This window comes from Streptomyces sp. NPDC058671, from assembly GCF_042716475.1.
In the GTDB taxonomy this organism is placed as follows: domain Bacteria; phylum Actinomycetota; class Actinomycetes; order Streptomycetales; family Streptomycetaceae; genus Streptomyces.
In genome coordinates, this window is the sequence record NZ_JBHXSA010000002.1 from 423,800 (window position 1) to 437,407 (window position 13,608).

Here is a 13,608-nt window from a genome sequence, read left to right on the forward strand (position 1 = left end):
GAGGCGATTGTCCGGTATGCGGGACTTGTCTGCGAGCCCTAGGCTGACCCGCATGGCAGGCAAGGCGGCAGCGGTGGAGTTGGAAGTCGGCGACCGGACCGTGCGCGTGTCCAATCCGGACAAGGTGTACTTCCCCGAACCCGGCTACACCAAGCTCGACATGGTCAGCTACTACCTGGCCGTGGGGGACGGCGTCACCCGCGCCCTGCGCGACCGCCCCACCACCCTGGAGCGCTACCCCGACGGGGTGACCGGCGAGTCGTTCTTCCAGAAGCGGGCGCCGAAGTACCTGCCCGAATGGATCCCGACCGCCCACATCACCTTCCCCAGCGGCCGGTCGGCCGACGAGATGTGCCCCACCGAACCGGCGGCCGTGATCTGGGCCGCCAACCTCGGCGCCGTCACCTTCCACCCCTGGCCGGTGCGTCGTGACGACACCGACCGTCCCGACGAGCTCCGCATCGACCTCGACCCCCAGCCCGGCACCGACTACGCCGACGCCGTCCGGGCCGCGCACGAACTGCGCTCCGTCCTCGACGAGCACGGACTGCGCGGCTGGCCGAAGACCTCCGGCGGCCGGGGGCTCCACGTCTTCGTACCGATCCTGCCCCGGTGGACCTTCACGCAGGTCAGGCGGGCGGCCATCGCCTGCGGCCGGGAGCTGGAGCGACGGATGCCGGAACGGGTCACCACCAAATGGTGGAAGGAGGAGCGCGGCGAGCGGATCTTCGTCGACTACAACCAGACGGCCCGGGACCGCACGATCGCCTCCGCCTACTCCGTGCGCCCGCGTCCGCACGCCCCCGTCTCCGCGCCGCTGCGGTGGGAGGAGGTCGACGACGCGGTGCCCCGGGACTTCGACATCAGGACGATGCCGGTCCGGTACGCCGAGGTCGGTGACGTCCACGCCGACATGGACGACGAGCGGTTCAGCCTGGAGTCCCTGCTCGAACTGGCCCGGCGGGACGAGGCGGAGCACGACCTCGGTGACCTGCCGTATCCGCCGGAGTACCCGAAGATGCCGGGTGAGCCCAAGCGCGTCCAGCCCAGCCGGGCGAAGAAGGAGACCGGCTGACCGGGTCGGGTATCCGCCATTGATCGAACGTTGATGGCGTGTTTACGGCAGTACGACAGTGTGACGGTCATGCAGATGGACATGCGGAGGGATATGGACATGCGGATGGATACCGACGTGCTGACCGCCCCCGAACTCTCCTGGCGCGAGGACGCCCTGTGCGCCCAGGCGGGGCCGGAGTTCTTCTTCCCGGCCCCCGGCTCGTCGACGCGCGAGGCGAAGCAGCTGTGCGGGGCGTGCGAGGGGCGCGTGGCGTGCCTGGAGTACGCGCTGAGCCACGACGAGCGGTTCGGGGTGTGGGGCGGGCTCTCCGAGAAGGAGCGCGTACGGCTCAAGCGGCAGAGCCACTGAGCCACGGGCCCGCCCGCCCCCGGGGCGAGCGCTCGGTCCGTCGTTCAGCCGGCCGCGCGCGCGGCCATCCGGGCCTTGCGGGCCGCGAGCTTCTCGTCGAACTTGCTCGCCTCGCTGTCGAGCCCGTTCATGTACAGGCCCAGCTCCTCCTGCGCCTGGAGGCCCTCCGGGCCGAGGCCGTCGATCTGGAGGACCTTGAGGAAGCGCAGGACGGGCTGGAGGACGTCGTCGTGGTGGATGCGCATGTTGTAGATCTCGCCGATCGCCATCTGCGCAGCCGCCCGCTCGAAGCCGGGCATGCCGTGTCCGGGCATCCGGAAGTTGACCACGACGTCCCGCACGGCCTGCATGGTCAGGTCCGGGGCGAGCTCGAAGGCCGCACCGAGCAGGTTGCGGTAGAAGACCATGTGCAGGTTCTCGTCGGTGGCGATGCGGGAGAGCATCCGGTCGCAGACCGGGTCGCCGGACTGGTGCCCGGTGTTCCGGTGCGAGATGCGGGTCGCGAGCTCCTGGAAGGCGACGTACGCCACGGAGTGCAGCATCGAGTGCCGGTTGTCGGACTCGAAGCCCTCGCTCATGTGCGCCATCCGGAACTGCTCCAGCTTGTCCGGGTCGACGGCGCGCGAGGCGAGGAGGTAGTCACGCATCACGATGCCGTGACGGCCCTCCTCGGCGGTCCAGCGGTGCACCCAGGTGCCCCAGGCGCCGTCGCGGCCGAAGAGGCTGGCGATCTCGTGGTGGTAGCTCGGGAGGTTGTCCTCGGTGAGCAGGTTGACGACGAGGGCGATCTTGCCGATGTCGGTCACCTTCGACTGCGACGGGTCCCAGGCCTCGCCGTCCTCGAAGAGACCGGGGAAGTTCCGGGCGTCGGACCACGGCACGTACTCGTGCGGCATCCAGTCCTTCGTGACCTTGAGGTGTCGGTTCAGCTCCTGCTCCACGACCTCTTCCAGCGCGTAGAGCAACCGGGCGTCGGTCCACTCTGCCGAGCTGCCGAGGTGGGGAGAGGTGAGCGTCACGAGTACTCCTGGGGACGGAGGGGAGGGCATACGGAAATACCTACGGATTCGTAGGTTACGAAACCGTAGGTTAAGGCTCCGTAAGGCGTCGGCCAAGCCCGTCCCGGCGATGTCCGGTTACGTTCCGTTATGCCCGCTGCTCGGGCGGGGGCGGAGACGCAGGTCACGCCGTGTGCGGCGTCCCGGGGCGTGCCCGGTCCGCTACGCAGAGCAGATGGTCCGGGGCGCCCCCGCCACGCGCCCGGATCAGTGCGACAGGTCCCTGACCTCCTCCGCCGTCGTCGGCCGCAGCTCACCGTCGAGAAGCAGCCAGCGGGTGATCCCGAGCGACTCCAGGAACGTCACGTCGTGGCTCGCCACGATCAGCGCGCCCTCGTACGCGTCGAGGGCCGCCGTCAGCTTCCGGACCGACGCCATGTCCAGGTTGTTCGTCGGCTCGTCCAGCATCAGCAGCTGCGGAGCCGGCTCCGCGAGGAGCAGCGCCGCGAGCGTCGCCCGGAACCGCTCCCCGCCCGACAGGGTGCCCACGGGCTGATCCGCCCGCGCCCCCCGGAACAGGAACCGGGCCAGTCGCGCCCTGATCGCGTTCCCCGTCGCCGTGGGCGCGAACCGGGCCACGTTCTCCACGACGCTCAGCCCGTCGTCGAGGACGTCGAGCCGCTGCGGCAGGAAGCGGAGCGGCACGCGCGCCTCCGCCTCGCCCGACAGCGGCCGCACCTCCCCGGCGATCGTCCGGAGCAGCGTCGTCTTCCCGGCGCCGTTCCGGCCGACCAGCGCGATCCGCTCAGGACCGCGCAGCTCGAACTCGCCCTCCACCCGCGCCCCGTACGGCAGCTCCAGATTCCGCAGGAGCAGCACCTCGCGACCCGGCGGCACCGAGGTGCGCGGCAGCTCGACCCGGATCTCGTCGTCGTCCCGCACCGCCTCCACGGCCGCGTCGAGCCGCTCCCGCGCCTCCGAGAGGCGCTCCGTGTGCAGCGCCCGGTGCTTGCCGGCCGAGACCTGCGCCTCCCTCTTCCGGTTGTTCGCCACGATCTTCGGGACGACCTTGTTGTCGAAGCTCTTCTGCCCGTACCGCTTCCGACGGGCCAACTTCACCTGCGCGTCGCCGAGTTCCCGCTTCTGGCGCTGCACATCGGCCTCGGCGACGCGCACCATCCGCTCCGCCGCCTCCTGTTCGGCCGCGAGTGCCTCCTCGTAGGCGGACCAAGTGCCTCCGTACCAGGTGACCTCGCCGTCCCGCAGATCGGCGATCTGATCGACGCGCTCCAGGAGTTCACGGTCGTGGCTGACCACGACCAGGACTCCGGACCAGCCCTCCACCGGCTCGTACAGCCGCGCCCGGGCGTGCCGGTCCAGGTTGTTCGTCGGCTCGTCGAGCAGCAGGACGTCGGGCCGGGCGAGCAGCAGGGCGGCGAGACGCAGCAGTACGGACTCGCCGCCCGAGACCTCGCCGACGGTGCGGTCGAGACCGACGCCGTCGAGCCCGAGCTGGTCGAGGGTGGCGCGGGCCCGCTCCTCCACGTCCCAGTCGTCGGCGAGGGCGGTGAAGTGCTCCTCCGCCGGGTCCCCCGCCTCGATGGCGTGCAGGGCGGCCCGCTTCGAGGCGATGCCCAGGATCTCGTCCACCCGGCGCGAGGTGTCCAGGACCACGTTCTGCGGGAGGTAGCCGAGTTCGCCGGTGACCCGGACGGTGCCGGAGGCCGGGACCAGCTCACCCGCGATCAGTTTCAGGAGCGTGGACTTGCCGGAGCCGTTGAGCCCGACGAGCCCCGTGCGGCCGGGGCCGACCGTGAGGCGGAAGTCGTCGAGGACCTCGGTGCCGTCCGGCCAGGAGAAGGAGACGGAGGTACAGGTGATGAACGTGGGGTGATGCGCCATGGGGGCCTCCCGGATGCGCGAGCGCGAGCGTGACTGGATGCGACGCGTGGAGACACCGAGGCGCGGGCAGTAAGAAGAACGGCTCGTACGCCGAGGTCGAGAACGGCACACGCGGCACAGAGGGGCACGCGCGGCACGGTGTCTCGCAACCTCAGACGAGCAACGTCCTGCTCCGATCAGACGACGACGTGGGCGGTACCGACCGTACGCATCGACGCGGGAGGCCACAAACGATTTACGGGGCGGACCCCGGACCTCGTCACGGACGCCCGTGCAGCAGCTTCGCCAGGTCCTCGTCCCAGTCCAGGTACTGGTTCTCGCGCCCCGTCGGCACCAGGTGCTGCGAGCGCTCCAGGAACCGGCGCAGCTCCGAGGTCCGGACGTGCACCATCGCCACCCCCTCCGGAGCGTGGAACTCGACCACCGTGCGGTCGTACCCGTACGGACGCAGGCGTACGTCCCCGTCCCCGGCCGGGCGCTCGACACCCTGCACCAGCAGTTCGCGCGAGAAGGCCCAGGAGACCTCGACGCCCTCCAGGGTCGCCACGGGCGGGAAGGCCATGGTCACGGCGTACGGGTCCTCGCGGTCGTACCGCAGCGTGGCGGGGACCGTCTCCATCCGCGGAGTGGATGCGACCATTCGTGCCTCTACGGCTTGTTCGATGACGGCGGACAAGACCGGCTCCTCTCACGCGGGCTTCGGGTCCTGTGCGTCTCCCCGACACCAGGGCACCTGACACCTGGCAAGACGAGCGAGGCGACCGGAACGTGCACTCGGGGCCTACGTGAGCTACGTCACCGGACCGGCGGGTCTGAGGGCGCGGGGGTGGTACGACGCAGGTCAGCGCGGTGTGGGGGTGTCCGCGCCGGGCTCGGCGCACGTCTCGGGGCGCTCGCGGCACGGCTGATCTCCCGGGACCCGAAGGCGTGCGCATCGCCGTCGCGGCGGTGCCTGCGCGGTGGTAGGCCGGCGCGGGCGCCTCAGTCCCCCGGGAACGCGCCCTGGCAGAGGCGCCCTGGACGCGGAGCGGTCCGGGGCACTAGCTTCCGGCGCCATGACGTCCATGGGGAAGACGAGACGAATGATGGCGGTGGGGCTCATCGGGGCGGCGCTCGCGCTCACCCTGACCGCCCCGGCGCGCGCCGGGGAGACCCCCACGGCCGCGCACGGCGGCCAACCGGCCTCCGCCGAAGGGAATTCGGTCGGCTGGCAGCTGACGCCGACCGGCACCGACGCACGCTTCCGCGGCCTCGCGCCGGTCGACCGCCGGACCGCCTGGGCCGCCGGCTCCAAGGGCACGGTGCTGCGCACCACCGACGGCGGCAGGAGCTGGCGAAACGTCTCACCGCCCGGCGCCGCCGCACTGGAACTCCGGGACGTGGAGGCCTTCGACGCCCGCCGGGCCGTCGTCCTCGCCATCGGCGAGGGCGAGGCCTCGCGCGTGCTGCGCACCGAGGACGGCGGAGCCACCTGGACCGAGTCCTTCCGCAACACCGATCCGCGCGCCTTCTACGACTGCATGACGTTCTTCGACCGCCGCCACGGACTCGCCATGAGCGACCCCGTCGACGGCAAGTACCGCGTCCTCTCCACCCGCGACGGCGGCCGCTCCTGGAACGTGCTGCCCGGCGACGGGATGCCGGACGCGCTCCCCGGTGAGGCGGGCTTCGCCGCGAGCGGCCAGTGCCTGGTGTCGGCCGGGCCCCGGGACGTATGGCTGGCGACGGGCGGCGGGGCCACCGCACGCGTGCTCCACTCCGCCGACCGGGGACTGACCTGGACCGCCACCGTCACGTCCGTCCCCGCCGGGGACCCGGCCCGAGGCGTCTTCGGGCTCGCCTTCCGGGACCGGACGCACGGCATCGCCGTCGGCGGCGACTACCGCAAGGACCAGCCGTCCCCGCAGGCGGCCGCGGTCACCGGCGACGGGGGCCGCACCTGGCGCGCCTCGGCCACGCCCCCGCCCGCGTACCGCTCCGGCGTCGCCTGGCTGCCCCACAGCCGGAGCGCCGCACTCGCGGTCGGCCCGACCGGCACCGACCTGACCACCGACGGCGGCCGGACCTGGCGCACGGTCGACACCGGCTCGTACGACACGGTGGACTGCACCCCCGACGGCTCCTGCTGGGCCGCGGGCGAGAAGGGCCGGATCGCGGTGGCCGGACCGGGCGCCTAGGCCCCGCGCTCGGATCGGGCCGGATCGGGGAGCGAGCCCGGACCTCGCGGGCCTGGACCCTCGCGGGCCTGGACCTTGCGGGCCTGGACCTTGCGAGCCCGGACCTCGCGGGCCTGGACTCTGCGAGCCCGAACCTCGCGAGCCCGGACGCGCGAGATCCGGCCCTCCGGGCAGACGGCGCTCCTTCCCGGACGGGCCCTAGGAGGGCAGCTGCTCCCGGAACGCCGCCAGGCCCTCGGCCGTCCTGGTCGCGTGGAACTCCGTGATCCGGTACGTGCACACGCCCTCGACGCTGAAGGGGTCGGCCGCCACGATCTTCTCGATCTCCGCACGGTCGACCCCGGCGGCCAGGATCACCCCGCCGTCACGCGGGTTCTTGCGCCCCGAGGCGACGATCACGCCGGCGGCGTACTGCGCGTCGAGCCACTCGATGTGCGCGTCGAGCAGAGCGTCGACCCGCTCGACGGGCACGGTGTAGGTCAATTCCAGTACGAACATGATCGCCAGGCTACCCGGTGCCCTCCGGCCGGGAGCCGGTCCACGGGCGACCGTAGGGTGGCCCGCATCATGACGATCATCGAGATTCCGGCGGGCTGGCCCGCCGACGAGACCGCCGCCCGAGCCGTCCAACAGGAGCTGCGGGGACGCCTCGTACGCGACGAGGAAGGTCCCGCGGCCGGCGAGGGGCATGTCACGGGGCTCGACGTGGCCTACGACGACGAGCGCGATCTCGTCGCGGCGGCCGCCGTCGTCCTCGACGCGCGGACCCTTGAGGTGGTGGAGGAGGCCACGGCCGTCGGCCGGGTGTCGTTCCCGTACGTCCCCGGGCTCCTCGCCTTCCGTGAGATCCCGACCGTCCTCGCCGTGCTCGACCGGCTCACCGCCGACCCCGGCGTCCTCGTCTGCGACGGCTACGGCCTCGCCCACCCCCGCCGCTTCGGGCTCGCCAGCCACCTGGGGGTCCTCACCGGCCGACCCTCCATCGGCGTCGCGAAGAACCCCTTCACCTTCACGTACGACCAACCCGGCACGGGGCGCGGCGAGTTCTCCCCGCTGCTGGCCGACGGCGAGGAGGTGGGGCGCGCCCTGCGCACCCGAGCCGGGGTGAAGCCGGTGTTCGTCTCCGTAGGCCACCGCGTCTCCCTCGCCAACGCCTGCGCCCACACCCTCCACCTCACCCCGCGCTACCGCCTGCCCCAGACCACCCGCCACGCCGACTCCCTCTGCCGCCGCGCGCTGAAGGAGGCGTCGGGGGAGGGGTGAGGGGGCGGGACGGCGTGGCCGGGCGTCGAGACCGGCCGGGCTCGTCGTTCGACGTCCGAGCCGTCCCGGGCGACGAGCTGAGTATCTGTACGGATGTCGGACCATGATCCCGCCCGGCAGAGTGAAGCCCATGACACCACCCCTTTCCGCTCCCACGCGTTCCGCCGCGCGCGGTCTCGACCTCGTCCTCGCCGGTGCCGGGCTCGTCGCCCTGGCCTGGGTCCTCGCCATGCTGTACGTCGTCGCCGCCTGGGTCCTCGCGTGATCGGGCGGCTGCGCTGCCTCGTTCTCGACTGCCCCGACGCCAGGGAACTCGCCGATTTCTACCGGCAGTTGATCGGTGGCGAGGTGGAGGGATCCGATCCCCGGTGGGCCGTCGGTGAGGGTGCCGCCGTGCTGCGCGGCGACGACGGGCGGGCCCTCGCCTTCCAGAGCGTGGCGGACCACCGTCCGCCGGTCTGGGGAGCGCCCGAGCAGCAGTTCCACCTGGACGTGCGGGTCGACGACCTGGAGGCCGCCCACGAGGCCGTCCTCGCGATCGGAGCCGTCCCGCTCGGCGGGGGAGGGGTCGACGACGGGGGCGGCGACCCGGCCTGGCGTGTCTACGCGGACCCGGCCGGACACCCGTTCCGCCTCGTACGGCCCTGACCGGGCACGGGTCTGCCGGGCCTGCCCGTACGCCCCTGACCAGTCGGGTACGCGTCGAGGTCCCCGTACCCACCGCGTCCCCCCGTGCGGTCCGGTCCGCGGTTCCGGTCAGCCGTGGTGCGCCACCCGGAAGCGGATCCCCGCCGTGGTCAGCCGGGCGGTGAAAGCATCGCCCATCGCCACCGCCGTCGTCACCTGGCCGGCCGTCTGCGGGAGCGGGTCGAAGGCGAGGCTGAGGGCCGACTCGGCGAGCATCTTGGCCGTCTCGTCGTAGCCCGGATCGCCGCCGGACACCTCGGTGAAGACCCGGCGCCCGCCGCCCTCGCCGACGAAGCGCACCGAGAACCAGCTGCGCGCCCGTCGCTCCGCGGACGGACCCCGGCCCGCCTGATAACGGCCCATCAGCCAGCTCCGCACCGGAGGCAGTTGCGCGGCTGCCACGCTCGCGCCGACCGCTGCGGCGCCCCCGAGTGCCATCGGAAGCGTCTTCACGGAGGCGTAGTGCCGGTAGCGGAAGTCCGGTCCGTACCGTTCGAGGGCCGCGGCCGAGCGTGCCACGACCTGCGGGTCGAGTGTCGGCAGCGGCAGTGCCCAGGTGCCGGTCTCCCGGCTGAAGCGCGGTCCGCCCAGCGGAGCCCGCGCCCGGCGCCCGACCGACCGCGGTTCGTACAACCGCCGTTCACGCGCTGCCCGCAGGATCTCCCGGCCCCTGCCGAGCGCGGTCAGCGCCGACGCGAACGTACCCCCGGAGAAGGCCGCCCCGGCCCTGACGAAGCCGTCGACCCGGAGCGGTACGCCCTCCGGGAGCTGCTGGACGGTGAAGTACACGCCCAGGTCGTGCGGGACGGAGTCGAAGCCGCAGGCGTGCACGATCCGGGCGCCGGTCTCCCGGGCACGCGCGTCGTGCCGGACGTACGTCAGGTCGACGAACTCGGCCTCCCCGGTGAGGTCCACACAGTCCGTACCGGCCTCCGCGCAGGCGGCGACGAGTCCGTCCCCGTACCAGACGTACGGGCCGACGGTGGTGGCCACCACCCGTGTGGACTCGGCGAGTTCGCGCAGCGAGCCGGTGTCGGCGGCGTCCGCGACGACGAGCGGCAGCTCGGCGCAGTGCGGCCACCGGACGGCGAGCCGTTCGCGCAGGGCCGTGAGCCCGGCCCGGTCGCGACCCGCGAGCGCCCACCGGCACTTCGCGGGCGCGTGCTCGGCCAGGTAGGCGGCGGTGAGCTCGCCCACGAACCCGGTCGCCCCGAACAGGACCACGTCGTACGGCCTGCCCCCACGCTCCGGACCACCCCCGCCCTCGGACAGCACCTCGGCCCCGGCCGAGGCCCCAGCCGACGCCCCCGCCCCGGACCCGCTCCCGCGCCCGGAGCCGCCCTTCTCCTCGCGCCCCACGCCCGCCGCCCCTGTCTCCATCCAGCCCCTCATCTCGGCCGTACCGCGCCGCGCGCGGTTTCGTCGTCGGCGGAGAATAGCGGGTCCGGTGCCGGGCCCGGCCCGCGCCCCGGGCCCGTAATTTCCAAGCGCTTGCTCGGCCGGGGGGCTTGTGCGGAGTGGAACACGTTCCTAGCATCTCCGGTGTTACATCATTGGTGTCACACATGCCTGGGGGCTGGATGAGCACGACGCACACCACCGGGAACGGCCCGCTCACCGGGGTACGCGTGGTCGAACTCGCCGGCATCGGCCCCGGCCCCTTCGCCGCGATGCTCCTCGCCGACCTGGGGGCCGACGTCGTCCGCGTCGACCGCCCCGGCGGTCCCGGCCTCGGCATCGACCCCGCCCGCGACCTCACCAACCGCAACAAACGCTCCGTCCTCGTCGACCTCAAGGCCGACGGCGGCCCGGCGACCGTCCTGGACCTGGTCGAGCGGGCCGACATCCTCGTCGAGGGCTACCGCCCCGGGGTCGCCGAGCGCCTGGGCGTCGGCCCCGACGTCTGCCTCGCCCGCAACCCCCGGCTCGTCTACGGGCGGATGACCGGCTGGGGCCAGGACGGGCCGCTCGCCACGACCGCCGGCCACGACATCGGCTACATCGCGATCACCGGCGCGCTCGGCATGATCGGCCCCGACCCGGACGGCCCACCCGCCGTCCCGGCGAATCTCGTCGGCGACTACGCGGGCGGCTCCCTCTACCTCGTCATCGGCGTCCTCGCGGCGCTCCAGCACGCGCGCGCGTGCGGCGAGGGCCAGGTCGTGGACGCCGCCGTCGTCGACGGCACGGCGCACCTCACGACCATGATCCACGGCATGCTCGCGGCCGGCGGCTGGCAGGACCGGCGGGGCGTCAACCTCCTCGACGGCGGCTGCCCCTTCTACGGCGTGTACGAGACCTCCGACGGCGGTCACATGGCGGTCGGCGCGCTGGAGGAGCAGTTCTACGCGGAGTTCGTCCGCCTCCTCGGCATCGAGGACATCGCACCCGCGCGCCACGACCTCGCCCGCTGGCCCGAGCTGCGCGAGGCCGTCGCCACCCGTTTCCGCAGCCGTACCCGCGAGGAGTGGACGGCCGTCTTCGACGGCAGTGACGCCTGCGTCGCGCCCGTCCTCTCACTGCGCGAGGCTCCCGCCCATCCGCACCTCGCCGCCCGCGCCACCTTCACCGAGCACGGCGGGATCGCCCAGCCCGCCCCCGCGCCCCGCTTCTCCGTCACCCCCGGCACCCTGCGTACGGGCCCCGCCCTGCCCGGTGCCGACACCGCGGCCGTCGCCCGTGACTGGGCCGTCCCCGCGCTCGGCGGACCGAAGCAGACCCAGGAGACCGAAGCATGAAGCGTCAGCTCTACACCGCCGACCACGAGGCCTTCCGGGCGACGGTCCGCACCTTCCTGGAGAAGGAGGTGCTGCCCCACTACGAGCAGTGGGAGAAGGACGGCGTCGTCTCCCGCGAGGTCTGGCTCGCCGCCGGACGGCAGGGCCTGCTCGGTCTCGCCGTCGACGAGGAGTACGGAGGCGGCGGCGACCCCGACTTCCGCTACGGCGCCGTCCTCGCCGAGGAGTTCACCCGGGCCGGTGCCCCGGGACTCGCCATCGGCCTGCACAACGACATCATCGGCCCCTACCTCACCTCGCTCGGCACCGAGGAGCAGAAGCGGCGCTGGCTCCCCGGCTTCTGCTCCGGTGAGCTGATCACCGCCATCGCCATGACGGAACCCGGCGCCGGCTCGGACCTCCAGGGCATCCGTACGACCGCCGAGGACCACGGCGACCACTGGATACTCAACGGCTCCAAGACCTTCATCTCCAACGGCATCCTCGCCGACCTCGTGATCGTCGTCGCCCGCACCACCCCGGAGGGCGGCGCGCACGGCCTCTCCCTCCTCGTCGTCGAGCGCGGAGCCGAGGGCTTCGAGCGCGGCCGCAACCTGGACAAGATCGGCCAGAAGTCCCAGGACACCGCCGAGCTGTTCTTCGAGGACGTCCGCGTCCCCAAGGAGAACCTGCTCGGCGAACTCGACGGCGCCTTCGTCCACCTGATGACCAACCTCGCCCAGGAACGTCTCGCCATCGCCGTCGCCGGCATCGCGGGCGCCGAGCACCTCCTGGAGATCACCACCCGGTACGTCAAGGAGCGGGAGGCCTTCGGCCGGCCCCTCGCCCGGCTCCAGCACATCCGCTTCGAGATCGCGGAGATGGCCACCGAGTGCGCCGTCACCCGGACCTTCGTCGACCGCTGCATCACCGAGCACACCGAGGGGGGACTCGACGCCGTCCACGCCTCCATGGCCAAGTGGTGGGCGACCGAACTGCAGAAGCGGGTCGCCGACCGGTGTCTGCAACTGCACGGCGGATACGGCTACATGAGCGAATTCCCGGTCGCCAGGGCCTACACCGACGGCCGGATCCAGACCATCTACGGCGGCACCACCGAGATCATGAAGGAGATCATCGGCCGTTCCCTCCTCGGCTGACCTCCCGCCGTCCGACTCCTCCCACCCTCATCGTGAAAGGCTTCCCGTGAGCACCGAAGCGTACGTGTACGACGCGATCCGCACCCCGCGCGGGCGCGGCAAGGCCAACGGCTCCCTGCACGGCACCAAGCCCATCGACCTCGTCGTCGGCCTCATCCGGGAGATCCAGACCCGCAACCCCGACCTCGACCCCGCCGCGATCGACGACATCGTCCTCGGCGTCGTCGGCCCGGTCGGTGACCAGGGCTCCGACATCGCCCGGATCGCCGCCATCGCCGCCGGACTCCCCGACACCGTCGCCGGTGTCCAGGAGAACCGCTTCTGCGCCTCCGGCCTCGAAGCGGTCAACATGGCCGCGATGAAGGTCCGCTCCGGCTGGGAGGACCTCGTCCTGGCCGGCGGCGTCGAGTCCATGTCCCGGGTGCCGATGGCCTCCGACGGCGGCGCCTGGTTCTCCGACCCGATGACGAACCTCGACACCAACTTCGTCCCGCAGGGCATCGGCGCCGACCTCATCGCCACCATCGAGGGCTTCACCCGCCGTGACGTCGACGAGTACGCGGAACTCTCCCAGGAGCGGGCCGCCACCGCCTGGAAGGACGGGCGCTTCGCCCGCTCCGTGGTCCCCGTCCTCGACCGCAGCGGACTCGTCGTCCTCGACCACGACGAGCACCTGCGCCCCGGCACCACCGCCGACTCCCTCGCCCGCCTCAAGCCCTCCTTCGCCGACATCGGCGAACTCGGCGGCTTCGACGCCGTCGCGCTGCAGAAGTACCACTGGGTCGAGGAGATCGACCACGTCCACCACGCGGGCAACTCCTCCGGCATCGTCGACGGCGCCTCCCTCGTCGCCATCGGCTCGAGGGAGGTCGGTGAGCGGTACGGGCTGACGCCGCGCGCCCGGATCGTCTCCGCCGCCGTCTCCGGCTCCGAGCCCACCATCATGCTCACCGGCCCCGCCCCGGCGACCCGCAAGGCGCTCGCCAAGGCCGGACTCACCATCGACGACATCGACCTGATCGAGATCAACGAGGCCTTCGCGGCCGTCGTCCTCCGCTTCGTCAAGGACATGGGGATCTCCCTGGACAAGGTCAACGTCAACGGCGGAGCCATCGCGCTCGGCCACCCGCTCGGCGCCACCGGCGCGATGATCCTCGGCACCCTCGTCGACGAGCTGGAGCGGCAGGACAAGCGCTACGGCCTCGCCACCCTCTGCGTGGGCGGCGGCATGGGCATCGCCACCGTCGTCGAGCGCGTCTGACCGTCCCGTCCGAACCC

The 13,608-nt window shown here is 72.5% G+C and carries 14 protein-coding genes; 9 read left to right on the forward strand and 5 right to left on the reverse strand.

The window, feature by feature from the left end:
* The first annotated feature begins 52 nt into the window (after positions 1 to 52).
* Positions 53 to 1,075, forward strand: a complete 1,023-nt coding sequence (gene ligD, locus ACFWV2_RS04140) for a non-homologous end-joining DNA ligase (protein ID WP_384401340.1) — start codon at positions 53 to 55, stop codon at positions 1,073 to 1,075.
* A gap of 99 nt (positions 1,076 to 1,174) precedes the next feature.
* A complete protein-coding gene (locus ACFWV2_RS04145; RefSeq protein ID WP_384401343.1) occupies positions 1,175 to 1,426 on the forward strand; it encodes a WhiB family transcriptional regulator in 252 nt (83 codons plus the stop codon).
* Between the two features lie 44 nt (positions 1,427 to 1,470).
* Here the strand turns inward: ACFWV2_RS04145 and ACFWV2_RS04150 are convergent, their stop codons facing one another.
* From ACFWV2_RS04150 to ACFWV2_RS04160, 3 genes are all read right to left on the reverse strand, one after another.
* A complete protein-coding gene (locus ACFWV2_RS04150) occupies positions 1,471 to 2,445 on the reverse strand; it encodes an acyl-ACP desaturase (RefSeq protein WP_360787017.1) in 975 nt (324 codons plus the stop codon).
* Between the two features lie 246 nt (positions 2,446 to 2,691).
* Complete coding sequence (locus tag ACFWV2_RS04155) at positions 2,692 to 4,326, reverse strand: ABC-F family ATP-binding cassette domain-containing protein (protein ID WP_384401346.1); 1,635 nt, start codon at positions 4,324 to 4,326, stop codon at positions 2,692 to 2,694.
* A gap of 259 nt (positions 4,327 to 4,585) precedes the next feature.
* The gene (locus ACFWV2_RS04160) at positions 4,586 to 5,002 is read right to left on the reverse strand and encodes an SsgA family sporulation/cell division regulator (RefSeq protein WP_384401349.1); all 417 of its coding nucleotides are present in this window, start codon (positions 5,000 to 5,002) and stop codon (positions 4,586 to 4,588) included.
* A gap of 379 nt (positions 5,003 to 5,381) precedes the next feature.
* Between ACFWV2_RS04160 and ACFWV2_RS04165 the strand changes: the two genes are divergently transcribed.
* Positions 5,382 to 6,503 (forward strand): WD40/YVTN/BNR-like repeat-containing protein, encoded by a 1,122-nt coding sequence (locus ACFWV2_RS04165; RefSeq protein ID WP_384401352.1) that lies wholly within the window; start codon positions 5,382 to 5,384, stop codon positions 6,501 to 6,503.
* 198 nt (positions 6,504 to 6,701) lie between these two features.
* Here ACFWV2_RS04165 and ACFWV2_RS04170 read toward each other — a convergent pair whose 3' ends face one another.
* Entirely contained in the window at positions 6,702 to 7,001 is a 300-nt protein-coding gene (locus ACFWV2_RS04170) for a YciI family protein (RefSeq protein ID WP_384401355.1), read from the reverse strand.
* Between the two features lie 69 nt (positions 7,002 to 7,070).
* On the opposite strand from ACFWV2_RS04170, the gene ACFWV2_RS04175 reads away from it, so the two are divergent.
* The 3 genes from ACFWV2_RS04175 to ACFWV2_RS04185 all read left to right on the forward strand — a co-directional run bounded on the left by ACFWV2_RS04175 (position 7,071) and on the right by ACFWV2_RS04185 (position 8,414).
* Positions 7,071 to 7,766, forward strand: a complete 696-nt coding sequence (locus ACFWV2_RS04175; RefSeq protein WP_384401357.1) for an endonuclease V — start codon at positions 7,071 to 7,073, stop codon at positions 7,764 to 7,766.
* 130 nt (positions 7,767 to 7,896) lie between these two features.
* Positions 7,897 to 8,031, forward strand: coding sequence for a morphogenic membrane protein MmpA (gene mmpA / locus ACFWV2_RS04180; RefSeq protein WP_384401360.1), 135 nt, complete (start codon positions 7,897 to 7,899; stop codon positions 8,029 to 8,031).
* Positions 8,028 to 8,414, forward strand: a complete 387-nt coding sequence (locus tag ACFWV2_RS04185; protein WP_384401363.1) for a VOC family protein — start codon at positions 8,028 to 8,030, stop codon at positions 8,412 to 8,414. Before mmpA ends, ACFWV2_RS04185 begins: the two co-directional genes overlap by 4 nt.
* Before the next feature lie 108 nt (positions 8,415 to 8,522).
* On the opposite strand, the gene ACFWV2_RS04190 is transcribed toward ACFWV2_RS04185, so the two are convergent.
* Positions 8,523 to 9,833 carry a saccharopine dehydrogenase family protein gene (locus tag ACFWV2_RS04190; RefSeq protein ID WP_384401366.1) on the reverse strand — a complete coding sequence of 437 codons (1,311 nt, stop codon included), beginning with the start codon at positions 9,831 to 9,833 and terminating at the stop codon, positions 8,523 to 8,525.
* Positions 9,834 to 10,033: 200 nt separating this feature from the next.
* Here ACFWV2_RS04190 and ACFWV2_RS04195 point away from each other — a divergent pair, with 200 nt between their 5' ends.
* Genes ACFWV2_RS04195 through ACFWV2_RS04205 form a run of 3 tightly spaced genes read left to right on the forward strand, consistent with a single transcriptional unit; the run spans position 10,034 to position 13,591 of the window.
* Positions 10,034 to 11,191, forward strand: a complete 1,158-nt coding sequence (locus ACFWV2_RS04195; RefSeq protein ID WP_384401369.1) for a CaiB/BaiF CoA transferase family protein — start codon at positions 10,034 to 10,036, stop codon at positions 11,189 to 11,191.
* Entirely contained in the window at positions 11,188 to 12,330 is a 1,143-nt protein-coding gene (locus ACFWV2_RS04200) for an acyl-CoA dehydrogenase family protein (RefSeq protein WP_384401372.1), read from the forward strand. The genes ACFWV2_RS04195 and ACFWV2_RS04200 overlap by 4 nt, the downstream gene beginning before the upstream one ends.
* 46 nt (positions 12,331 to 12,376) lie before the next feature.
* The gene (locus ACFWV2_RS04205) at positions 12,377 to 13,591 is read left to right on the forward strand and encodes an acetyl-CoA C-acetyltransferase (RefSeq protein ID WP_384401375.1); all 1,215 of its coding nucleotides are present in this window, start codon (positions 12,377 to 12,379) and stop codon (positions 13,589 to 13,591) included.
* The last annotated feature ends 17 nt before the right edge of the window (positions 13,592 to 13,608 follow it).